The organism is Streptomyces sp. NPDC017940, assembly GCF_044328435.1.
In the GTDB taxonomy this organism is placed as follows: domain Bacteria; phylum Actinomycetota; class Actinomycetes; order Streptomycetales; family Streptomycetaceae; genus Streptomyces.
On sequence record NZ_JBIRHJ010000001.1, the window covers coordinates 1,389,816 to 1,411,066 of the forward strand.

Here is a 21,251-nt window from a genome sequence, read left to right on the forward strand (position 1 = left end):
GCAGGAAAAGCGGTTGCGCGGCACCGTTAGAATTGGCCCATGGCCATTCTCCTGCTGCATTAGACGGCTGAGCGGCGCGCTCGCGCGCGGCATCGCATCGTGCATCGTCCTTGCATCCCTGCATATCTCCCGCCGTCCGTACCCTGTCCAGGAGTCTGACCGTGATCACCGCCTCCGGTATCGAGCTGCGTGCCGGCGCCCGCATCCTCATCGAGAACGCCTCGTTCCGCATCGCCAAGGGCGACCGCATCGGCCTCGTCGGCCGCAACGGCGCGGGCAAGACGACGCTCACCAAGTGCCTGGCGGGCCAGGGCACCCCGGCGGCGGGCACGATCAGCCGCTCCGGGGACGTCGGCTACCTCCCGCAGGACCCGCGCACCGGCGACCTCGACGTGCTCGCCCGCGACCGCATCCTGTCCGCGCGCGGACTCGACGTACTGATCCGCAAGATGCGCGAGAACGAACAGCGCATCGCGAACGGCCAGGGCTCCACGCGCGAGAAGGCCATGAAGCAGTACGAGCGCCAGGAGACGGAGTTCCTGACCAAGGGCGGATACGCGGCCGAGGCCGAGGCAGCCACCATCGCCGCCGCGCTGAACCTCCCCGACCGGGTGCTCGGCCAGCCCCTGCACACGCTCTCCGGCGGTCAGCGCCGCCGCATCGAGCTGGCCCGCATCCTGTTCTCGGACGCCGACACCCTGCTGCTCGACGAACCGACGAACCACCTCGACGCCGACTCCATCGTCTGGCTGCGCGACTACCTGAAGACGTACCGGGGCGGCTTCATCGTGATCTCCCACGACGTCGACCTGGTCGAGACGGTCGTCAACAAGGTCTTCTATCTGGACGCCAACCGCTCCGCGATCGACGTCTACAACATGGGCTGGAAGCTCTACCAGCAGCAGCGCGAGTCCGACGAGAAGCGCCGCAAGCGCGAGCGCCAGAACGCCGAGAAGAAGGCCGCCGCCCTGCACTCGCAGGCCGACAAGATGCGCGCCAAGGCCACCAAGACCGTTGCCGCGCAGAACATGGCGCGCCGCGCCGACAAGCTCCTCGCCGGTCTGGAGGAGGTGCGCCAGTCCGACAAGGTCGCCAAGCTGCGCTTCCCCGAGCCATCGCCGTGCGGCAAGACGCCGCTCATGGCCGAGGGCCTGTCGAAGTCGTATGGCTCCCTGGAGATCTTCACCGACGTCGACCTCGCCATCGACAAGGGCTCGCGCGTTGTCATCCTCGGCCTCAACGGCGCGGGCAAGACCACCCTCCTGCGGCTCCTCGGCGGCGCCGAGAAGCCCGACACCGGCCAGGTCATCGAGGGCCACGGCCTCAAGCTCGGGTACTACGCCCAGGAGCACGAGACGCTCGACCCGGACCGCACGGTCCTGGAGAACATGCGCTCGGCCGCCCCGGACCTCGACCTCGTCGAGGTGCGCAAGACGCTCGGCTCGTTCCTCTTCTCCGGCGACGACGTCGACAAGCCCGCCGGTGTGCTCTCCGGCGGGGAGAAGACCCGGCTCGCCCTCGCGACGCTCGTCGTCTCCTCCGCCAACGTGCTGCTCCTCGACGAGCCCACCAACAACCTCGACCCGGCGAGCCGCGAGGAGATCCTCGGCGCCCTGCGCACCTACAAGGGCGCCGTCGTCCTCGTCACCCACGACGAGGGAGCCGTCGAGGCGCTCCAGCCGGAGCGGATCATTCTGCTTCCGGACGGCGTCGAGGACCTGTGGGGCCAGGACTACGCCGACCTGGTCGCCCTGGCCTGACGAAGCCCAGGGGTGCCCCGCGGCGCTCCGGGGGTGGCGTCCAGTTCGCTTGATCGAATGACTGATCCACTGGTTATGGATCATTCGGCCGATCCGTGATCCTTCATCTGTGTGAGACGTCCTCGTACCGAGGTGCGCGATACACGCATTTCGGTGCCCGTGGGTCCCGGCAGTCCCGTGTTTCCCCGCACGTCGCTGACCTGCCGGTTCCTCGTGGATCTCCACCGGTTGCACGGACCGCTACGCGCGGAATCGTTAATTCCACTCGTGTTGTCCCCGGAATGTGCGGCGAATCAAGTGGCACGGACCTTGCCGAATGGGTGGCCAGGAGGCTCGGTAGGGGTGATCATGAGAAGTCCAGAGCGCACTTCCCACGAGGAGGCACGGGTGGCCGAGACTCTGAAGAAGGGCAGCCGGGTTACCGGCGCCGCGCGCGACAAGCTCGCGGCAGACCTGAAGAAGAAGTACGACGGTGGAGCGAGCATCCGGGCGTTGGCCGAAGAGACCGGCCGTAGCTACGGGTTCGTGCACCGCATGCTCAGTGAGTCCGGAGTCACGCTGCGGGGACGCGGCGGGGCGACGCGAGGCAAGAAGGCCGCTACGGGCTGACCTGCTTCTCGCGGCCGTCCGGCTCCGGTGGGCCGGTGTGGCCACCCGGTCGGTCGTCCGATCGACCGGGTGGTTACTGTGCAGTCACTTGTGGGCGCGGCATCGCTCCCACAGCGCGCCGACACGCGTCCGCACGGGCGCAGGTGGGCGTGCGTCCACCGACTGCACCCCTCCGGAGGCACTGATGGCTTCGTCCGACAGCGTTTCGCCCACGAGTGCTCCCAGCGGGGCGGCACCGGGCGCGGCAGCGGTCCTCGACCGTGACGGCGTACGCCTCACGGTCGACGACGCCGTGGCCACGGTCACGCTGACCAACCCGGCCAAGCGCAACGCCCAGTCTCCCGCGCTGTGGCGGGCGTTGGCGGAGGCCGGCCGGGCCCTGCCCGGAAGCGTCCGCGTGGTGCTGCTGCGCGGGGAGGGCAAGTCCTTCTCCGCGGGCCTCGACCGGCAGGCGTTCACGCCCGAGGGCTTCGACGGCGAGCCGTCCTTCCTGGACCTCGCGCGCGGGGACGACGACACCCTCGACGCGGCCATCACCGAGTACCAGGAGGCGTTCACCTGGTGGCGGCGCGGTGACCTCGTGTCCATCGCCGCCGTCCAGGGGCATGCGATCGGTGCCGGGTTCCAGCTGGCCCTCGCCTGCGATCTGCGGGTCGCCGCGGACGACGCGCAGTTCGCCATGCGCGAGACCAGCCTCGGCCTGGTGCCCGACCTCACCGGCACGCACCCGCTCGTCTCCCTGGTCGGGTACGCCCGTGCCCTGGAGATCTGCGCCACCGGCCGCCTCGTGCAGGCCGCCGAGGCCGAACGCATCGGCCTCGCCAACCTCGTCGTGCCCGGCGACCAGCTCGACGCCGCCGCCCAGGACCTGGCCGGGGCCCTGCTCGCCGCCCCGCGCGACGCGGTGATCGAGACCAAGGCCCTGTTGCAGGGCGTGGCGGGCCGCTCCTACGAGGACCAGCGCCGCGCCGAACGCGCCGCGCAGGCCCGCAGGCTGCGGGACCTGGCGGGCCTCGGCGACTGATTCCCCGCGGGCGCGGACAGCTGCGTGAGCACCGCTCCCGCCGTCAGCCCGGCTCCGCCGACGGCTGTTCCAGGGACGTGATCAGTACCGCGACCGTCGGATGGTCCGGCAACGCCTCGGTGACGGCCGCACGGACCGCGCGGGCCACGTCCAGGGTGCGGTGAGCGATGTCCGCCGCCAGTTCCACACGGACGTGGCGGCGCGGCAGCGCGTGCGGCGCCGACCGCTCCGTGACATGGACGGCGCCGCCGAGGCCGCCGAGGGTGCCCGCCATGCGGGTCACGCCCGGCACCGCGAGGCAGGCCCGTGTCACGCGGCCTTCGTCGGAGCCGGGGGTGGGCGCCTGGCCTTCGGGGCCGCCGGGGGAGGGGGCGGCTCCGCCGGGGGGCGCTTCGCCGAAGGCGCCCTTGGCGGGTGGGCGTGCCGGTGCGTGCGCGGGGGGCGTGGGTGTGGTGGCCGGTCGTGCGTTCGGTGTGCCGGTAGCGCCCTTGTTGGGTGGCGTGGGCGGCGTGGGCAGTTCGGACGGCGCGGGTGGCGCGGGCGTCTCAGGCAGCTCGGGTGGCTCGGGCGGCCCTGCGGCACCCTTGCCGGGTGGCTTGGGTGCCCCTGCACCGCCCTTGCCGGGCGGCTGGGGCGCCCCTGCACCGTCCTTACCGGGTGGTGGTTCCGACGCCCCTGCGCCACCCTCGCCCGGCGGCTCCGGCGGCTCCGGAGGGGGCTCGGGCAGCTCGGGTAGCTCCGGCGGCGGCTCAAGCAGCCCGGGCGACTCGCGTGGCTCCGGCGACTCGCGCCGCTCCGACAACCCCGTCACCCGCAGGTCCACCTCCGCCACCTCCAGGCCCAGCCGTTCCGCGGCGGCCGTGCCCAGGGCCGTGCGCAGCCGGGTGGCGACGGCGGGCAGCGGCTCGTCCGTGCCCGCCGTGAAGTCCGCGCTGATCCGCAGCGGCCCGGGCGGCAGCGCGCTCGGCGGTGCCGGTACGGCGGTGACGTACCCCTTTGCGGGACCCCGTTCGCCCGTGGGCCCGGCCGGGCCCACGCGCAGCCCGGTTACCCGCGCGCCCGCCACCCGCTCGGCCGAGCCGAGCAGCGCCACCCGTGCCGCCGACTCCGTGAGCCACGCGCCGTCACCCGCTCCGCCCAGCGGCAGCACCCGGCCGAGGCCCAACTGGCGTCGCACCGCCGAGGTCCATCGGTCACCCGTCATGGCTCAAGACTGCCCCATCCCGGGCGCGCGGGTGCGAGGCCGCGCTTAATGTGGAGGAAAGAGCAGATCCCCTGCTGAAAAGGACCAACGCGATGACCGACACCGGAGAGCGCACGGCGTCCCAGACGCTCACGAAGGAGTCGCCCGACCAGGACGCCGGGCAGGGCGGCACGGCGCGCCGCGGCGGGGGAGACCCCGCGACGCGGGGGCGTACCAGCATCGCGGACGGGGTCGTGGAGAAGATCGCGGGGCTCGCCGCGCGGGACGTCGACGGCGTACACGCCATGGGCGGCGGGCTCGCCAGGACCTTCGGGGCCGTGCGGGACCGGGTGCCCGGCAGTTCCAAGTCCGTCACGCGCGGGGTGAAGGCCGAGGTCGGCGAGGTGCAGACGGCCCTCGACCTGGAGATCGTGGTCGAGTACGGCGTGCCGATCGCCGACGTCGCCCAGGACGTACGGGAGAACGTGGTCACGGCGGTCGAACGCATGACGGGCCTTGAGGTCGTTGAGGTGAACATCGCCGTGAGCGATGTGAAGCTGCCGGACGACGAGGACGACGAGGAGCCTTCGCGGCTTCAGTGACGGGTACGGCAAGGGCGGGCAGCGCAGACGGCAAGGGCAGGCAACGGCAGCAACGAAGGAGCGCACGATGAGCTATGCCGTGATCGGCATGATCGCCGGTATGGCCCTCGGCTTCGCCGGGTACTTCGGTGGATTCGGGGCCTTCCTGCTGGTGGCCGCCCTCGGCGCCATCGGCTTCGTGGCCGGGCGGTTCCTGGAGGGGGACCTGGAGCCCGGCGACTTCTTCCGTACGCGCGGCGACCGGCGGCGGTGAGCGGTGGCGGCCGAGGTCGTGGGACAGGTCGCGCCCGCCGAGCGCGGCGCGACCCGGATCGCCGACCGCGTCGTCGCGAAGATCGCGGCCCGCGCGGCGCGCGAGGCCCTGCCCGCGCTGCCCGCCGAGGCGGCCCCGCCGCATGCCACGGTGGGCGTCCGGAACAACAGCGCGCACGTGCGCGTCAGCCTCGAACTGGACTACCCGAGCGACATCGGCCGCCAGTGCGGTGCCGTGCGTCGCCAAGTCGCCGAGCGGGTGGAGGCGTTGGCGGGCATGGAAGTGCCCGAGGTGGCGGTCCAGGTCGAACGGCTGCACTCGGCGCAGGCGCGGGCCGCGGCGCAGGGGAGGACCCGATGAGCGAGCCCCACCAGACCGACGCGACCGACCCGGCCGACCCGACCGTGACGCTACCGGTCATCGGGAACGCGACCGCGCAGGACCCCGGCCCCGGCTCCGGTTCCGCCCACGGCCCCGGCCCCGCCCTCGGCCCCGACTCCGGTTCCGCCCACGGCCTCGGCCCCGACTCCGGCTCCGCCCACGGCCCCGGCCTTGTCTCCGGCTTCGGCCCCGGCCCCGCCCCTGGTTCCGGCTCCCACCCCGGCCCCGGCTCGGCCCCCGGATCCGGCTCCCACCTTGGCTCCGGCTCCGCCCCTGGCCCTGGTTCCGGCTCCGCCCCCGACTCCGGCTCCCACCCCAGCTCCGCCCCCGGCCCCGACTCCAAGCCCCCACCCGGGCAGTCGACGTCGGACGCCGCCCACCACTCGCTGCCCACCCTCGACGGTGCGGACGACCACGCCCCCCGCTTCTGGTCCGCGCGCCGGATCCCCGCGGGGATCCTCGCCCTGGTGATCCTCGGCGGGGCCGGTCTCCTCCTGTACGACGTCGTCGCCGTGCGGGCCGACCACCCCGCGATGCGGTGGCGACGCACCCTCGCGCGGGAGTTCGCGGAGCGGCCCCTGGACAGCACGGCGGTGCTCATCGGCGCCGCTGTGGCCGCGGCCCTCGGCCTGTGGCTTCTCGTGCTCGCGGTGACACCCGGCCTGCGACGGCTGCTGCCGATGCGGGGCCCGCACGCCGATGTCCGGGCCGGCCTCGACCGCGGCGCCGCGACGACGGTGCTGCGCGACCGGGCCATGGACGTGGCCGGGGTGCGGTCGGTGCGGGTGCGCATGAGCAGGTCCAAGGTGGCCGTCCGGGCCGTCGCGCACTTCCGTGACCTCGACGACGTACGCGAAGACCTGGACGCGACGCTGGCCGACACCATCCGTGACCTCGGGCTCGGCAGGCCGCCCGCGCTCGCGGTGCGGGTGGCGCGGCCCGGCCGGAAGGGGTGAACGGATCGTGCTGCGTACGGTGAACCGTGTTCTGCTCGGCCTGCTCGGCCTCGTACTCCTCCTGTTCGGGGCCTCCATGCTCGCCGTGGGGCTCGGCGCCCGCCCGCCGTCGTGGTGGGTGTACGACGGCCGCCACGACGTGCTGCTCAGCGACGCCGACCGGGCGCGATGGCGCGACGACGGCTGGTTCTGGCCGACGGTCATCGGCGCCCTCGCCCTGGTCGTGCTGCTCGCCCTGTGGTGGCTGACCGCCCAACTGCGGCGGCGCAGGCTGTCGGAGGTCCTGGTGGAGACCGGCGACGGCGAGGGTGCGCTGCTGCGGGGGCGGGCCATGGAGAACGCCCTGGAGAGCGAGGCTGCCGCACTCGACGGTGTCGCGCGCGCCCGGGTACGGCTGACCGGGCGGCGCAACGCCCCCGAGGCCCGGGTGGGGCTGCACCTGGGAGCCGACGCGGTGCCCGGCGACGCGCTGCGCGGCGTGTGTGCGGGAGCACTCGCGCACGCACGGGACTCCGCGGGGTTGGAGCGGCTGCCCGCCACCGTGCGACTGCGCGCGGTGCGGCACCGTGCCAGGCGGGTCAGCTGACGGGGGGGGCAGGCGAGGGGTGACAGGTGAGGGGTGACAGGTGACGGGTGGGCCGATGGGAGCTGTCCCCACCGGCCCACCTGCCACGGGTTCACCGGACCACCGGCCACGGGTTCACCAGCCCACCGCCCACCGGACCCCGGCAGCCCCAAACCGCACAACCCTTAGAAGCCGTGCCGCGCCCCGCCGTCGACGGGAAGCATCACGCCCGTGAGGTACGACGCGGCGGGCGAGAGGAGGAACGCCGCGGTGCGGCCGAACTCCTGCGGGGTGCCGTAGCGCCGCAGCGGAATGCGGGACTCGTGGGCCGCGCGGGTCGCCTCCGGGTCGGCCGAGAGGTTGTCGAGCTCACGTACGCGGTCGGTGTCGATGCGGGCGGGCAGGAGGCCGACCACACGGATGCCGCGGGGCCCCAACTCGTCGGCGAGGGACTTCGCGAAGCCCGCGAGGCCGGGACGCAGACCGTTGGAGATGGTCAGGCCGGGGATCGGCTCGTGCACCGACGCGGAGAGGACGAAGGCGACGACCCCGCCCGCACCCAGCTCCGCCGCCGCGGCCCGGGCGAGCCGCACCGCACCCAGGAAGACCGACTCGAACCCGGCCTGCCACTGCTCGTCGGTGTTGTCGGCGACATAGCCCGGCGGCGGCCCGCCGACGCTGACAAGGATGCCGTCGAACCTGCCGAAGTGCTCGCGGGCGGCCGCGATCAGCCGTTCCGGGGCCCCGGCGTCGGCGTTGTCGGCGGCGACGCCCACCGCGTTCGGGCCGAGCTCCGCGGCCGCGGCGGCGGCCGTCTTCTCGTCGCGGCCGGTGAGGACCACCTTCGCGCCGTCCGCGACGAGCTCACGGGCGGCGGCGTTGCCGAGGCCGCGGGTGGCACCGGTGACGACGTACACACGGTTGTTCAGTCCTAGATCCATGGCCCCATCCTGCTCTATTCCCCCGCGTCCGGACCGAAGAGGGTGAAGGCGGTGCCCGCGAGGCCGACGTGCGAGAACGCCTGCGGGAAGTTGCCGAGCTGGCGCCCCGCCACCGGGTCGTACTCCTCCGAGAGCAGCCCCACGTCGTTGCAGAGCGCCAGTATCCGCTCGAACAGCTCCCTGGCCTCCCGGGTGCGGCCCGTCATGTGCAGGGCGTCGGCGAGCCAGAACGAGCAGACGACGAAGACGCCCTCGTCACCGGGCAGACCGTCCACGGTGGTGTCGCGGGGCGTCGTGTCGTCGGCGCCGGTGTCGGCGGTGGTGTAGCGGCGCAGGAAGCCGTCATCCGTGCCCAGCTCCTTGCGGATCGCGTCGATGGTGCCGACCACGCGCGGATCGTCGGGCGGCAGGAACCCCACGCGCGGGATGAGCAGCAGGGCGGCGTCCAGCTCGCGCGAGCCGTACGACTGCGTGAAGGTGTTGCGCTCCGCGTCGTAGCCGCGCTCGCACACCTCGGCGTGGATCTCGTCCCGCAACCGCCGCCAGCGGTCCACGTCGCCGGGCAGCTCCGGGTCCTCGTCGAGGGCGCGCACGGTGCGGTCGGCGGCCGCCCACGCGAGCACCTTGGAGTGCACGAAGTGCCTGCGGGGCCCGCGCACCTCCCACAGGCCCTCGTCCTCGCGGTGCCAGTTCTCCCGCAGGAACTCCATGAGCGCGAGCTGTAGCCGCCACCCGTGATCGCGGGTGGCGAGACCCGACCGGCGGGCCAGCGAGAGCGTCTCCACGACCTCGCCGTACACGTCGAGCTGGCGCTGCTCCACCGCCTTGTTGCCGATGCGCACCGGCGCCGAACCCTCGTACCCCGGCAGCCAGGGCACCTCGTACTCGGGCAGCCGACGCTCACCGGCGAGGCCGTACATGATCTGTAGGTCGCCCGGGTTGCCCGCGGCCGCGCGCAGCAGCCAGTCGCGCCACGCCTCCGCCTCCTCCAGATAGCCCGCGGCGAGCAGCGCGCCGAGCGTCAGCGTGGAGTCGCGCAGCCAGCAGTAGCGGTAGTCCCAGTTGCGGACGCCGCCGATCTCCTCGGGCAGGGACGTGGTGGGGGCGGCGACGATGCCGCCCGTCGGGGCGTAGGTGAGGGCCTTGAGCGTGATCAGGGAGCGGACCACCGCTTCGCGGTGCGGGCCCTCGTACCGGCAGCGCGCGGCCCACGCCCGCCAGTCCTCGACGCTGTCGCGCAGCGCCTGCTCGGCGTCGAGCAGCCGCGGGCGCGGCTCGTGCGAGGGGTGCCAGGTGAGGACGAACGTCACGCGCTCGCCCGCGGCCACCGTGATGTCCGTGTACGTGGTGAAGTCACGGCCTTCGCAGGGGATCTCGGGATCGATGCGCAGCCACACCGCGTCGGGGCCCGCGACGGCCACGTGGTGACCGTCGGACCGGCGCATCCACGGCACGACCGAGCCGTAGTCGAAGCGCAGCCGCAGCGTGCTGCGCAGCGTCACCTCGCCCGTGAGGCCCTCGACGATCCGGACGAGGTCCGGTGCGCGGTCGCGCTGCGGCATGAAGTCGGTCACCCGTACCGAGCCGTCGGGGGTGTCCCACTCCGTGTCCAGGACGAGGGTGTTCTCGCGGTAGGCGCGGCGGGTGCAGACGTCGGCGTCCTGCGGGGCGATGCGCCAGTGGCCGTGTTCGTCGTCGCCGAGGAGCGCGGCGAAGCAGGCTCCCGAGTCGAAGCGGGGCAGACACAGCCAGTCGACCGACCCGGTCCGGGAGACAAGGGCGGCGGTCTGATGGTCGCCGATCAGGGCGTAGTCCTCTATGGGGCGTCGCACGGGTGACGGCTTCCCGGAACACGGGACCGTCAATCGGGGGCACGCGGACGTGTCTTCGCAGCCGGGCCGTGGCATCGGCTCCGGGCGGGTCAGGCCGAGGCACCGGCTCCGGGCAGGTGGGGCCGTGGCACCGGCTCCCGGGCGGGTCAGGCCGTGGCCGGAGCGGCTTCCTCCGCCGGCTCGGACTCCGTCTTCGCGGCCGCGGCCCTGCGGTCCTTGACCTCGCGGCGGACCAGGACGATCCAGCCCGCGGGCACCCCGGCGGCGAACAGCCACCACTGCACGGCGTACGCCATGTGTGCGCCGATCCCGCTGTGGTCGGGCTCGCCGAGCAGCTGGGGGGAGTCGCCGTCCGGGCGCGGCGAGGTCTGCTCGACGTAGCCGCCGAGCACCTGCTTGCCCAGGGCGTGCGCCTGCTGGCCGCTGCTGATCAGCATGATCTGCCGGTCGGGCAGGCCGCGTACGTCCTTGATGCCGCTGGCCGCGGACGTCTCGTCGGCCATGAGACGGCCGGTGACGGTGACTTCGCCGCGGGCCGGGGCGGGGACCTCGGGGAAGGCGGTCTGCGGCCCGTCGGCCGGGACCCAGCCGCGGTTGACGAGCAGCACCTTGCCGTCGCCGAGGACGAACGGCGTCAGGACGTGGAAGCCGACCTCGTCGTCCGCGTTGGTGCGGCGGCGCACGACGACCTCGTGCTCCGGGTCGTAGGTGCCGCGGGCGGTGACCCTGCGGTACACGGCGTCGTCCGGCACGTCACGGCCGGGCGCCGTGAGCCGCTCCGCGGGCACCGGCGCGGCGTCGAGCGCCCTGCCGATCTTCGCGTTGTGCGCCACGCGCCGCTCGTGGCGGTGCAGCTGCCAGAAGCCCAGCTCGATCATCACGGGGATGAGGACGAGGCCGATGAGGGTGAGGAGCACCCACTGGCGGGTCAACAGGAAGCGGTACACCCCATGACGGTACAACTCGGCCATGGGGTGTCCGACAGGGGGTGGGTCGCCCCGCGCGGACGGCGGACCGCCCCGCGGCTACACCTTGTCGACGATCCCCACCCGCCCCTCCGCGCGTGAGCAGTGCGCCCCGCAGTACCAGTGGCCCTCCACCTCGACGCCCTGCCCGATGATGCGGCACCGGCAGTGCTCGCAGATCGGCGCCATGCGGTGGATGGCGCAGGCGAAACAGTCGAAGACGTGCACCGCGCCCTGCGCGTGCACCTCGAAGGACATGCCGTACTCGTTTCCGCAGACCTCGCAACGTGCCATGCGCCACAGCGTGGGACCCGGCGGCGGCGCGGGGCGAGCGGCGGCCGGGCGAGTCGCCCGCAATCACCCGTCCGAGGGGGCGGGTCCGCCGGGCGGGGGCACGCTGCCCGGCGTGCCGTCGGCCGGCGCGACGTCCTGGAGCAGCTGGCCGAAGGCGGCCTCGTCGACGACCGGCGTGCCGAAGGCCCGCGCCTTCGTCGTCTTCGACGTGCCCGAGTCCGGGTCATTGGTGACCAGCAGGCTCGTCAGACGCGACACGCTGGTCGCGATGTGCAGTCCGGCCTCGAACGCCCGGTCCTCGAGGAGTTCGCGCTCCACGGAGGTGTCCCCGGAGAACGCGACCCGCATGCCCTGCTTGAGCGGCTTGCCGTCCTGCCAGCGCCCGGGGTTCGGGTGGGGGCAGGCGGGGCGCTTGCGGGAGGGGCGCCAACTCCCCGGGCGGTACGAGGGGTTCGCGCCGCCGAAGGAGCCGGGGCCGGTGCTCTGGGGGCCGATGCGGGCAGCGCCGTCGGACCACTCGGTCAGCGCACGGCACTCCAGGAGCGGCAGCCGCACGCCGCCGCTCGCCGCCGCGTGCAGGCTCGGCCGGAACGCCTCGGCGAGCACCCGGGCGTCGTCGAGGGCGTGGTGGGCCTGGCGCTGGACGACGCCGAAGTGGGCGGCGAGCGACTCCAGCTTGTGGTTGGGCAGCGGCAGGCCGAGCTCCTTGGAGAGCGCGATGGTGCACAGCCGCTGGCGGACGGGCGCGGTGCGCGTCGCGCGCGCGTACTCACGGGCGATCATCGACCAGTCGAAGACGGCGTTGTGCGCGACGAGGACGCGGTCCGCGAGGCGGGCGGCGAACTCCTCGGCGATGTCGGCGAAGAGCGGGGCGCCGGCCAGCTTGTCGCTCGTCAGGCCGTGGATCCACACCGGGCCCGGGTCGCGCTGCGGGTTCACCAGTGTGTACCAGTGGTCCTCGACCTCGCCGCGGGCGTCGAGGCGGTAGACCGCGGCCGAGATGATCCGGTCGTCTCTGGAAAGACCGGTGGTCTCGACGTCCACGACCGCGTACCCCGAAGGGTAGGCGGTGGGCCAGGGCGCGGCGGGTCCGGGGACGGCCGTCGCTGCGGTCGTCTCCCCCCTCGCCGGTCCCTGCGGCGCCTGCGGAGCGTCAGGCCCCTTCGGCCCCTCCGTCGGCGGTGCGGTCGTGCGGTCTTCGAGCATGGTCCATGAGGATACGGGCCACGACTGACAGTCAGTTCCCTGGGCCGGGTGTGTTCGCGTCGCCGCCGGTCCCGCGCGCCCCGCCGCCGGAACCCGGCGCGTCCCGCCCGGACTCCGCCGCGCCGCCGCCGGTCCCGGCCGCCGTCTCGCCGCCGGGTCCGAGCAGCCCCGCCACCAGGGCCCGCACCGACAGCGTGAACAGCCGTTCGGCGTCCAGGGGCTTGGCGAGCGCGCGGGCGAGCACCGGATCGCCGTCCGCCGTCCGTGCCTCCCACAGCTGATGCTCGTCGGGGCGTTGTACCGGCGCGCGCTCGCGGGCGCGCTCCACCAGGACCTGGCCGACGACATGGACCTGGACGGCGCGCACGGCGTCGGCCGCGCGGGCGCCGCGCAGCCCGGCGGCATGCGTCTCGCGGGCGAGGGCACGCTGCGCGGGCAGGAACATCCGCTCCGTCAGGCCGCGTTCGTGGACCATCGCGACGAGGTGCGGGTGGTCGCGCAGTTGACGGCGCAGGGCGCGCGCGACGGAGACCACGCGCCGGGCGGGCGTGCCGCACCCGGCCATGGGCAAGGGGCCGTCCGAGGTGTGGCGGGACAACTGCTACGTGGGCGCCAGCTTCATGCGGCCGCACGAGGCGGCGCTGCGCGACCGCGTCGGCCTCGACAAGATCATGTGGAGCAGCGACTACCCGCACGACGCGGGCACCCACCCCTACTCCCGCGAAGGCCTCCGCGCCGCCTACGCGGGCCTGCCGCGCGCGGAGATCGCCGCGATGGTCGGCGGCAACGCCGCGCGTGTGTACGGCTTCGACCTCGCCCTCCTGGACGCGGTCGCCGCCGAGGTCGGACCGGCGGTCGAGGAACTGGACGAGCCCCTGAGGGAGCCGCCCGCCGGCGCCACGAGCCCGGTCTTCGCCCCCGGGGGGTTCGGCCCGCGTCTGGTGAGCACAGCGGGTCCCTTGGCGAGGACCACCAAAAATTCAGGGCGTACCCGCGGTAATACTTATCGGTAACAACCTCTGGCGGCGGGCCGAAGGGCGTTCTACGGTGCACGCATGTCCCCGAACCTGCCCGATGTCGTGCTGTGGTCCGTCCCCGCTTTCGTGCTGCTCACGGTCATCGAGATCATCGGCCACCGGGTCCACCCCGACGAGGACGCCGCCGGGTACGAGACCAAGGACGCCGCCACCAGCGTCACCATGGGGCTCGGCAGTCTCGTCTTCGACTTCCTGTGGAAGATCCCCATCGTCGCGGTCTACTCGGGCGTCTACGCGCTGACCCCGCTGCGCGTGCCCGTCCTGTGGTGGACGATCCCGCTGATGCTGCTCGCGCAGGACTTCTTCTACTACTGGTCGCACCGCGGCCACCACGTGATCCGCGTCCTGTGGGCCTGCCACGTGGTGCACCACTCCAGCGAGAAGTTCAACTTCACCACCGCGCTGCGCCAGCCCTGGACGAGCCTGACGGTGTGGCCGTTCTACCTGCCGCTCATCGTCCTCGGCGTGCACCCGGCGGCCCTGGCCTTCTGCTCCTCGGCCAACCTGGTCTACCAGTTCTGGATCCACACCGAACGCATCGGCAAGCTGCCACGCCCCGTCGAGTACGTCTTCAACACGCCCTCGCACCACCGCGTGCACCACGCCTCCCAGGGCGGCTACCTGGACCGCAACTTCGGCGGCATCCTCATCGTCTGGGACCGGATGTTCGGCTCCTGGGTACCGGAGACGGACCGCCCGGTGTACGGCCTCACCAAGAACATCCACACCTACAACCCCCTGCGTGTCGCTACCCACGAGTACGCGGCGATAGCCCGCGACGTGAGGCAGGCCGCTACGTGGCGCGAACGGGCGGGCAGGGTGTTCCGGGGCCCGGGCTGGCAGCCGCAACAGCCTCCGGCCACACCGGCTCCGGCTCCGGCTCCAGCTCCGGCATCGGCTCCGGCACCGGCCCCGTCATCCGCGCCGGTCGCGACACCGGCTCCGGAGAAGGTCGCGTGACCCCCGAGCAACTCCCGCCCCCGGCCCCCGCCGAGGGCAGCGGCCCGGCCCCCGCCTCCGCTCCGGCTGTGGGCAGCGGCCCGGCCCCCGCCCCCGCTGTGGGCAACCGTCCCGCAGAGCGGGTCCCGCCCCCCAACGGCAGCCCCCCGCCGCCGGGGACCCTCACACAAACGTCCGATCGGCACCGCTACGGCACGGCGACCCTCACGGCGTTCGCCGTGGCCGCGGTCGCCGACCTGGCCGCCCTCGCGGCCGGGTCGGAGGCGGGCCACACCCTCCTGAAGCCCCTCCTCATGCCCCTGCTGGCCGCGTACGTCATCCTCCGCCGGGGCCCCCGCCTCCTCACCGCGGCCCTCCTCCTCGGCTGGGGAGGCGACACCCTCCTCCTGGCGGACGCCGACCCGGCGTTCCTCACCGGCATGGCGTCCTTCGGGGCGGGCCACGTCTGTTACTTGACCCTGTTCCGCCGGTACGGCGAGAGCACCCGCCCCCGTACCGCCTTCGTCGCGGCGTCGTACACCGGAGCCCTCGTCGTCACGGTGGCGCTCCTGTGGCCCGACCTGCCCCCGGACATGCGCGTGCCGGTGGCGGGCTACAGCCTGCTCCTGACCGCCATGGCGTTCGGCGCGACCGCGCTCGGCCTCACGGCGGCGGCGGGCGGCGCCCTGTTCCTGCTGTCGGACACCCTCATCGCCACCGACGTGGCCGGCTGGCCGCAGGCACCCCGCCCCGACTTCTGGGTGATGCTGACCTACATCACCGCCCAGGCCCTTCTGACCAGAGCCGTCCTCACCAGCGGATCGGCAGCGGCACGACGGTGAGCAGCGCCGACACCGCCACCACCAGGCCGAGCACGACCGTTCCACCGAGGGTCGTATGGAGCTCACCCCACGAGGTTCACAGCTGTGGCACTCCGGGCAAGTCCGGGCAGACAGCCGGTGGGCAGACGGAGGGGCCGGGCGGTCCGCACGCCGCCCGGCCCCGGTCCTGCGCACGCGGAGGCACCCCGCCGCGCATGCGCTACTTGCGTACGGCGTCCAGCGCGTCGGCCATGCCCACGCCGTAGAAGCCGTTCTTGTTCCTGCCGCCCTCGCACACCGCGTCGACCTTGCCGTCACCGTCGATGTCGTACGGGTCGGTGCACGGCATCGCGTCGGCCTGCCGGTACAGCAGGGCCTTCACCCGGGCCGCGGAGGCCTTGGGGTGCGACGACTTGATGAGCGCGGCCACGCCCGCGGCGTGCGGCGAGGCCATCGACGTACCGGCCTTGTAGCCGAACTTGTTGCCCGGAAGCGTCGACAGGATGAGTCCGCTGGTGGCGGGCGGCTGCGGCTTCTGGAAGGCGGTCGAGTCGCCGCCGGGGGCCGCGATGTCGATGACGCCCTTGCCGTAGTTCGAGAACGAGGACTTGATGTTCTTCGCGCCCGTCGACGACACCGTGACCACGCCGGGGAGCTGCGACGGCAGGTCGAGGCAGTCCGCCGTCCTGATCGTCCGCCTGACGGGGGTGGTGTCGTTCGGGCTCGACTCGTCGACGATCTCGTCCTGGGCGAGGTCGGTCTCCGCGTTGCCGGCCGCGGCGACATTCACCGCGCCCTTGCGCTCCGCGTACCTGGAGGCCCGGCCGACCGCGTCGACCAGCGCCTTCTGGTCGGCGTCGGTACGGCAGTTGAACAGCCACGGGTCCGTGTAGTAGCTGCTGTTCGTCACGTCCACGCCGTGGTCGGCCGCCCACATGAAGCCGCACACGACGGCCTCCGTGTAGTACAGGCCGGTCGCGGGCTCGGCCACCTTGAGGCTCGCGACCTTCACGCCCGGCGCGACACCGGTGATGCCGGTGCCGTTCTTCGCGGCGGCTATGGTGCCCGCCACGTGCATGCCGTGGTCGCTCTCCCCCGCCACCGGCCGCCACGCGTTGTCCTTCTGCGTGGGCACGCCGCCCAGACAGCTCGCGGACGCGCGCTTGTCGAAGTTCGGCGCGATGTCCGGGTGGGTGTCGTCGACGCCGGAGTCGAGGACGCCGACGGTCACCTTCGGACTGCCGAGGGAGACCTCGTGAGCCTTGTCCGCCTTCATGGCGGGCAGGTCCCACTGCAACGGCTCCAGCTCGTCCTTGGTGCCCGCGGCCCTGCCCGCGGCGGCCTTCGCGCCCTTGGCCTCCCGCGCGGACAGGGGCCGCGCCTCGTCGATGTCGTCGCTGGTCTGCGCGGAGAGCGGCGCCGTGCGGGTGGCACCGGCCGACTGCACGCCCTTGACCTTGCGGATCTGCTTCGCGAAGTCGGGGTTCGCCGAGTGCACGACGATGACGCCGATCTTGTCGTACGAGATCACGACCTTGCCGCCGGCCTTGGCGATGGCCTTCTTCACGTGTCCCGAGGACCAGGAGCCGTGACCGGTGCGGAGGTTGACGACGTAGCTCATCGACGAACCCTCGGCGGCCGCGGCGAGCACGCCGGCGCCGGTGCCCGCGGCCGCCGGAGCCGCGGGAGCGTCGGGCTGCGCCGAGGCGGTGCCGGGCAGGAAGGCGAGCGCGGAGACCACCGCGACGCCGAGGGGGAGGGCGAGCGCGCGCCGAGCGAGGGGAGTGCGGTGACTGGTCATCGGAGCCCTCACTTCTTGACGGCGTCGAGCGCGTCGACGATCCCGTGGCCGTAGAAGCCGTTCCTGTTCTTGCCGCCCTCGCAGACCGCGTCGACCTTGCCGTCGCCGTCCGGGTCGTAGGGCTTCGTCGGGCAGCCGGGGTTGTCCGCCTGCCGCTTCAGCAGCCACTGGAGCGTGGCCGGGCCCGCCTTGGGGTGCGTGGACTTCAACAGGGCCGCGACACCGGCCGCGTGCGGGGACGCCATGGACGTGCCCTGGAGCCACGCGTACTGGCCGCCCGGCATCGTGGAGAGGATGCCGCCGTCCTTGGAGGGCGTGTCCGTCGGCTTCTGGTAGCGCCGGTCACCGCCGGGCGCCGCGACGTCGACGACGCCGTTGCCGTACGTGGAGTAGTAGGACTTGGCGTCGTACACGCCCGTCGCGCTGACCGTGACGACGCCCGGGAGCTGGGTGGGCAGGTCGAGGCACTCGTGCGGGTCGATGGTGCGCTCGACCGGCGTCGAGTCGTCGGGGCTCGACTCGTCGACGATCTCGTCGGCGTCCAGGTCGTGGTTGGAGTTGCCCGCGGAGGCGATGTTCAGCGTGCCCTTGCGCTGGGCGTACAGCTGGGCGCGGTTGACCGCGTCGAGGATGGCCCGCTGGTCCGGGTCGTCCTTGCAGTTGTACAGCCACGGGTCCACGTAGTAGCTGTTGTTGGTGATCTCGATGCCCTTGTCGGCGGCGAACACGAAGGCGCAGACCACGCTCTCCGGGTAGAACAGCTCGCTGACCGGGTCGGCCACCTTGATGCCCGCGACCTTGACGCCGGGCGCGACGCCCGCGACGCCGACGTCGTTGCGGGCGGCGGCTATCTCGCCCGCCACATGCGTGCCGTGGTAGTGCTCGGGCTTCGTGGGGCGCCAGGCGCCCGCGGAGGTGTCGGCCTTGCCGCCGACGCAGCTCGCGGACTGCGAGGCCGAGAAGTTGGGCGCGAGGTCGGGGTGGGTGTCGTCCACACCGGTGTCGATGACGCCGACGGTGACCTTCTTGCTGCCCGGGTTGATCTTCGCCGCCTTGTCGGCGCCGATGGAGCGCAGATCCCACTGGTCGGCCTCGAGCGGCTCCTGGGCGGGGGCGCCGCCCCTGCCCGCCGCGGCCCGCTGCTGAAGCGCCTTGGCCCTGTCCTTCGACAGGAAGGTCGGCGCGCCCTCCTGCGTCGTGGCGGCCGGGGTGAGCGGCGTGGTGCGGGTGGCGCCCGCGGACTGCACGCCGCGTACCTCGCGCAGCTGCCTGCCGAAGTCGGGGTTGGCCGAGTGGGCGACGATCACGCCTATCTTCGCGTACGTGACGACGACCGTGCCCTCGGCCTTGGCTATCGCGCGCTGCACGGCGGCAATGGTCCTGGCGTCCGTGCGGGTGTTCACGACGTACGCGAGCTTGCCGGCCGCGGGGGCTTGGGCGTTCCCGGCCCGGGCGGTGGCGGAGCCCGGGGAGTCGAGCGGGGCGGCGGTCGCGGCGCCGGGCGCGAAGCCGACCGCCGCGGCGAGCACGACACCGAGCGGCAGGGTGAGTGCCAGGCGTCTGGGGCGCGACGTGCGCGAAGAGCGCAGATGAGCCATGGGATCTCCACATCATCCGGGTACGGAACTGCCCGAACACAGCTGGTGCTCGGGCAGGTGCATGACGAGTGGTGCAGGGCGAAGCTATCCCCCGAACTCCCAGGCCAGCAATGGGTTCCCGAAGAAAGCGGGAAAAGGGTGAGTTCGGCCGCTTCGGGCGTGCCGCCACCGCGTTGAGCAGGGCACAGAAGCAACATCAACCCCCTGTCGGATCCCGTCCCGTGCGCCTAGCATCACCAACCGCGGCCACGTGATCCGCGTCACTCGCACGGCTTTCGAGAGCAGAGAACGCAGACCTCCATGGACCGCACCGCTTCCGTCCCCACCGCCCCCGCACCACGAGGAGACTCCGTGGCCACCGACGCACCGCCACCACCGAAGGGCGGCCCCGAACCCGAACCCACACGCCGCACCCCCTCCACGGCGGAGTTCGTCGAGGTGCAGCAGGGCGCGGAGTTCGGCGAGCTGCGCACCGCCCACCGCTCGTTCGCGTTCCCGCTCACCCTCGCCTTCATCACCTGGTACCTGCTGTACGTGCTTCTGTCGATCTACGCGGGCGGCTTCATGGACACCAAGCTGGTCGGCAACGTCAACGTCGCCCTGGTGCTCGGTCTCGCCCAGTTCCTGACCACGTTCCTCATCGCCTGGTGGTACTCCCGGCACGCCGCCACGAAGCTCGACCCCAAGGCAGAGGCGATCAAGTCCCGGATGGAGGGCGGCGCGTGAGCACCCTGAGCGTCCACACGGCCCAGGGCACCGTCCTGGCAGCCAACGAGGCCAGCGAGCACCGGCCGCTGATCATCACACTGTTCGCCGTCTTCGTCGTCGCCACCCTCGTCATCACCGTCTGGGCGGGCCGGCAGACCAAGAGCGCCGCGGACTTCTACGCGGGCGGGCGCCAGTTCACCGGCTTCCAGAACGGCCTCGCCGTCTCCGGCGACTACATGTCCGCCGCGTCCTTCCTCGGCATCGCGGGCGCCATCGCCCTGTTCGGCTACGACGGCTTCCTGTACTCCATCGGCTTCCTGGTGGCCTGGCTCGTGGCCCTGCTCCTCGTCGCCGAGCCGCTGCGCAACTCCGGGCGCTACACCATGGGCGACGTCCTCGCCTACCGCATGCGCCAGCGCCCCGTGCGCACCGCGGCGGGCACCTCCACCATCGTCGTGTCGATCTTCTACCTGCTCGCGCAGATGGCGGGCGCGGGCGTCCTCGTCTCGCTGCTCCTCGGCATCACCAGCGACGCGGGCAAGGTCGGCATCGTCGCCCTCGTCGGCGTCCTGATGATCGTGTACGTGACCATCGGCGGCATGAAGGGCACCACCTGGGTGCAGATGGTCAAGGCCGTCCTGCTGATCGCGGGCGCGCTCCTGCTGACCTTCCTGGTGCTCCTGAAGTTCGACTTCAACATCTCCGACCTGCTCGGCACCGCCGCCGAGCAGAGCGGCAAGGGCGCCCCGTTCCTGGAGCCCGGCCTGAAGTACGGCGTGTCCGACACCTCCAAGCTCGACTTCATCTCGCTCGGCATCGCCCTGGTCCTCGGCACCGCGGGCCTGCCGCACATCCTCATCCGCTTCTACACGGTGCCGACGGCCAAGGCCGCCCGGAAGTCCGTGAACTGGGCCATCGGCATCATCGGCGCCTTCTACCTGATGACCATCGCCCTCGGCTTCGGCGCCGCCGCCCTGATCTCACCCAAGGAGATCACCGACTCCAACCCGGCGGGCAACACCGCGGCGCCCCTGCTCGCGCTCCATCTGGGGGGAACGGACTCCAACTGGGGCGCGATCCTGCTCGCCACGATCTCCGCCGTCGCGTTCGCCACGATCCTCGCCGTCGTCGCCGGCCTCACCCTCGCCTCGTCCTCGTCGTTCGCGCACGACATCTACGCCAACGTCATCAAGAAGGGCAAGGCGAGCGAGAAGGAGGAGATCAAGGCCGCCCGCTGGGCGACCGTCTTCATCGGCCTGGTCTCCATCGCCCTCGGCGCCCTCGCCCGCGACCTGAACGTGGCGGGCCTGGTGGCCCTCGCCTTCGCCGTCGCCGCCTCCGCGAACCTGCCGACGATCCTCTACAGCCTGTTCTGGAAGCGGTTCACCACCCAGGGCGCCCTGTGGTCGATCTACGGCGGCCTCACCACCGCCGTCGTCCTCGTCCTCTTCTCGCCCGTCGTCTCCGGGAACGAGAAGACGTCCATGTTCAAGGGCGTCGACTTCCACTGGTTCCCGCTGGAGAACCCGGGCCTGATCTCCATCCCGGTCGGCTTCCTGCTCGGCTGGCTCGGCACCCTCCTCTCCAAGGAGGAGCCGGACAAGGAGAAGTACGCGGAGCTGGAAGTCAGGTCCCTGACCGGCACCGGAGCCCACTGACCCAGTTTCCGGAGGCCGCCCGAACCCCGCTCCCGGGAGCCCCCGCACTCCGCTCCCGGGAGTCCCGCACCCGGTTTCCCGGAGGCCCGCGCCCGGCCGCGTCGTGGAGATCGTTGGA

The 21,251-nt window shown here is 72.7% G+C and carries 19 protein-coding genes and 3 pseudogenes; 13 read left to right on the forward strand and 9 right to left on the reverse strand.

Features of this window, described 5'->3' with window-relative positions; translation table 11 throughout:
- Positions 1 to 161: 161 nt before the first annotated feature.
- The 3 genes from abc-f to ACH4DX_RS05880 all read left to right on the forward strand — a co-directional run bounded on the left by abc-f (position 162) and on the right by ACH4DX_RS05880 (position 3,393).
- Positions 162 to 1,760, forward strand: a complete 1,599-nt coding sequence (gene abc-f, locus ACH4DX_RS05870) for a ribosomal protection-like ABC-F family protein (protein WP_398122649.1) — start codon at positions 162 to 164, stop codon at positions 1,758 to 1,760.
- Positions 1,761 to 2,147: 387 nt separating this feature from the next.
- Complete coding sequence (locus tag ACH4DX_RS05875) at positions 2,148 to 2,369, forward strand: helix-turn-helix domain-containing protein (RefSeq protein WP_058851518.1); 222 nt, start codon at positions 2,148 to 2,150, stop codon at positions 2,367 to 2,369.
- A 184-nt stretch (positions 2,370 to 2,553) separates the two neighbouring features.
- Entirely contained in the window at positions 2,554 to 3,393 is an 840-nt protein-coding gene (locus tag ACH4DX_RS05880; protein WP_398154114.1) for an enoyl-CoA hydratase/isomerase family protein, read from the forward strand.
- A gap of 43 nt (positions 3,394 to 3,436) precedes the next feature.
- On the opposite strand, the gene ACH4DX_RS05885 is transcribed toward ACH4DX_RS05880, so the two are convergent.
- The gene (locus tag ACH4DX_RS05885; RefSeq protein WP_398154115.1) at positions 3,437 to 4,597 is read right to left on the reverse strand and encodes a hypothetical protein; all 1,161 of its coding nucleotides are present in this window, start codon (positions 4,595 to 4,597) and stop codon (positions 3,437 to 3,439) included.
- 92 nt (positions 4,598 to 4,689) lie between these two features.
- Here ACH4DX_RS05885 and ACH4DX_RS05890 point away from each other — a divergent pair, with 92 nt between their 5' ends.
- From ACH4DX_RS05890 to amaP, 5 genes and pseudogenes are all read left to right on the forward strand, one after another.
- Positions 4,690 to 5,178: an Asp23/Gls24 family envelope stress response protein gene (locus ACH4DX_RS05890; protein ID WP_398122646.1), complete on the forward strand. Its 489-nt coding sequence runs from the start codon at positions 4,690 to 4,692 to the stop codon at positions 5,176 to 5,178.
- Positions 5,179 to 5,245: 67 nt separating this feature from the next.
- Positions 5,246 to 5,431, forward strand: a complete 186-nt coding sequence (locus ACH4DX_RS05895) for a hypothetical protein (RefSeq protein WP_030571647.1) — start codon at positions 5,246 to 5,248, stop codon at positions 5,429 to 5,431.
- A 3-nt stretch (positions 5,432 to 5,434) separates the two neighbouring features.
- Complete coding sequence (locus ACH4DX_RS05900; RefSeq protein ID WP_398154116.1) at positions 5,435 to 5,791, forward strand: hypothetical protein; 357 nt, start codon at positions 5,435 to 5,437, stop codon at positions 5,789 to 5,791.
- A gap of 377 nt (positions 5,792 to 6,168) precedes the next feature.
- A pseudogene (locus tag ACH4DX_RS05905) lies at positions 6,169 to 6,768 on the forward strand (DUF6286 domain-containing protein); the annotation flags it as partial.
- 7 nt (positions 6,769 to 6,775) lie between these two features.
- Positions 6,776 to 7,354 carry an alkaline shock response membrane anchor protein AmaP gene (amaP, locus tag ACH4DX_RS05910; protein ID WP_398154117.1) on the forward strand — a complete coding sequence of 193 codons (579 nt, stop codon included), beginning with the start codon at positions 6,776 to 6,778 and terminating at the stop codon, positions 7,352 to 7,354.
- 164 nt (positions 7,355 to 7,518) lie between these two features.
- Here amaP and ACH4DX_RS05915 read toward each other — a convergent pair whose 3' ends face one another.
- From ACH4DX_RS05915 to ACH4DX_RS05940, 6 genes and pseudogenes are all read right to left on the reverse strand, one after another.
- A complete protein-coding gene (locus ACH4DX_RS05915) occupies positions 7,519 to 8,274 on the reverse strand; it encodes an SDR family oxidoreductase (protein ID WP_398154118.1) in 756 nt (251 codons plus the stop codon).
- A 14-nt stretch (positions 8,275 to 8,288) separates the two neighbouring features.
- Entirely contained in the window at positions 8,289 to 10,106 is a 1,818-nt protein-coding gene (locus ACH4DX_RS05920) for a glycoside hydrolase family 15 protein (RefSeq protein ID WP_398154119.1), read from the reverse strand.
- A gap of 146 nt (positions 10,107 to 10,252) precedes the next feature.
- Positions 10,253 to 11,053, reverse strand: a complete 801-nt coding sequence (locus tag ACH4DX_RS05925) for an SURF1 family protein (RefSeq protein WP_398154190.1) — start codon at positions 11,051 to 11,053, stop codon at positions 10,253 to 10,255.
- A 78-nt stretch (positions 11,054 to 11,131) separates the two neighbouring features.
- Positions 11,132 to 11,365: a hypothetical protein gene (locus ACH4DX_RS05930; RefSeq protein WP_078965802.1), complete on the reverse strand. Its 234-nt coding sequence runs from the start codon at positions 11,363 to 11,365 to the stop codon at positions 11,132 to 11,134.
- A 63-nt stretch (positions 11,366 to 11,428) separates the two neighbouring features.
- Positions 11,429 to 12,571 carry a DEDDh family exonuclease gene (locus ACH4DX_RS05935; protein WP_398154120.1) on the reverse strand — a complete coding sequence of 381 codons (1,143 nt, stop codon included), beginning with the start codon at positions 12,569 to 12,571 and terminating at the stop codon, positions 11,429 to 11,431.
- A 31-nt stretch (positions 12,572 to 12,602) separates the two neighbouring features.
- Positions 12,603 to 13,121, reverse strand: a pseudogene (locus ACH4DX_RS05940) (TetR/AcrR family transcriptional regulator C-terminal domain-containing protein); the annotation flags it as partial.
- 10 nt (positions 13,122 to 13,131) lie between these two features.
- Between ACH4DX_RS05940 and ACH4DX_RS05945 the strand changes: the two are divergent.
- The 3 genes and pseudogenes from ACH4DX_RS05945 to ACH4DX_RS05955 form a co-directional block, all read left to right on the forward strand.
- Positions 13,132 to 13,516: pseudogene (locus ACH4DX_RS05945) on the forward strand (amidohydrolase family protein); the annotation flags it as partial.
- A 110-nt stretch (positions 13,517 to 13,626) separates the two neighbouring features.
- Positions 13,627 to 14,568: a sterol desaturase family protein gene (locus ACH4DX_RS05950; protein ID WP_398154121.1), complete on the forward strand. Its 942-nt coding sequence runs from the start codon at positions 13,627 to 13,629 to the stop codon at positions 14,566 to 14,568.
- A 218-nt stretch (positions 14,569 to 14,786) separates the two neighbouring features.
- On the forward strand, positions 14,787 to 15,389 hold the full coding sequence (locus ACH4DX_RS05955) for a lysoplasmalogenase family protein (protein WP_398154191.1): 603 nt from the start codon (positions 14,787 to 14,789) through the stop codon (positions 15,387 to 15,389).
- A gap of 199 nt (positions 15,390 to 15,588) precedes the next feature.
- Here ACH4DX_RS05955 and ACH4DX_RS05960 read toward each other — a convergent pair whose 3' ends face one another.
- Positions 15,589 to 17,169: a S8 family peptidase gene (locus tag ACH4DX_RS05960; protein ID WP_398154122.1), complete on the reverse strand. Its 1,581-nt coding sequence runs from the start codon at positions 17,167 to 17,169 to the stop codon at positions 15,589 to 15,591.
- An 8-nt stretch (positions 17,170 to 17,177) separates the two neighbouring features.
- The gene (locus ACH4DX_RS05965) at positions 17,178 to 18,767 is read right to left on the reverse strand and encodes a S8 family peptidase (protein WP_398122638.1); all 1,590 of its coding nucleotides are present in this window, start codon (positions 18,765 to 18,767) and stop codon (positions 17,178 to 17,180) included.
- A 351-nt stretch (positions 18,768 to 19,118) separates the two neighbouring features.
- On the opposite strand from ACH4DX_RS05965, the gene ACH4DX_RS05970 reads away from it, so the two are divergent.
- The gene (locus ACH4DX_RS05970; protein WP_398122637.1) at positions 19,119 to 19,493 is read left to right on the forward strand and encodes a DUF485 domain-containing protein; all 375 of its coding nucleotides are present in this window, start codon (positions 19,119 to 19,121) and stop codon (positions 19,491 to 19,493) included.
- The gene (locus ACH4DX_RS05975; RefSeq protein WP_398154123.1) at positions 19,490 to 21,133 is read left to right on the forward strand and encodes a cation acetate symporter; all 1,644 of its coding nucleotides are present in this window, start codon (positions 19,490 to 19,492) and stop codon (positions 21,131 to 21,133) included. Before ACH4DX_RS05970 ends, ACH4DX_RS05975 begins: the two co-directional genes overlap by 4 nt.
- The last annotated feature ends 118 nt before the right edge of the window (positions 21,134 to 21,251 follow it).

Excerpts from the sequence above, each read along its gene's own strand:
- ACH4DX_RS05935 (WP_398154120.1), bottom strand. The coding sequence starts at position 12,571 with ATGCTCGAAGACCGCACGACCGCACCGCCGACGGAGGGGCCGAAGGGG.
- ACH4DX_RS05915 (WP_398154118.1), bottom strand. The coding sequence starts at position 8,274 with ATGGATCTAGGACTGAACAACCGTGTGTACGTCGTCACCGGTGCCACC.
- ACH4DX_RS05965 (WP_398122638.1), bottom strand. The coding sequence starts at position 18,767 with ATGGCTCATCTGCGCTCTTCGCGCACGTCGCGCCCCAGACGCCTGGCA.
- ACH4DX_RS05950 (WP_398154121.1), top strand. The coding sequence starts at position 13,627 with ATGTCCCCGAACCTGCCCGATGTCGTGCTGTGGTCCGTCCCCGCTTTC.
- ACH4DX_RS05885 (WP_398154115.1), bottom strand. The coding sequence starts at position 4,597 with ATGACGGGTGACCGATGGACCTCGGCGGTGCGACGCCAGTTGGGCCTC.
- ACH4DX_RS05895 (WP_030571647.1), top strand. The coding sequence starts at position 5,246 with ATGAGCTATGCCGTGATCGGCATGATCGCCGGTATGGCCCTCGGCTTC.
- ACH4DX_RS05890 (WP_398122646.1), top strand. The coding sequence starts at position 4,690 with ATGACCGACACCGGAGAGCGCACGGCGTCCCAGACGCTCACGAAGGAG.
- ACH4DX_RS05880 (WP_398154114.1), top strand. The coding sequence starts at position 2,554 with ATGGCTTCGTCCGACAGCGTTTCGCCCACGAGTGCTCCCAGCGGGGCG.
- ACH4DX_RS05930 (WP_078965802.1), bottom strand. The coding sequence starts at position 11,365 with ATGGCACGTTGCGAGGTCTGCGGAAACGAGTACGGCATGTCCTTCGAG.
- ACH4DX_RS05960 (WP_398154122.1), bottom strand. The coding sequence starts at position 17,169 with ATGACCAGTCACCGCACTCCCCTCGCTCGGCGCGCGCTCGCCCTCCCC.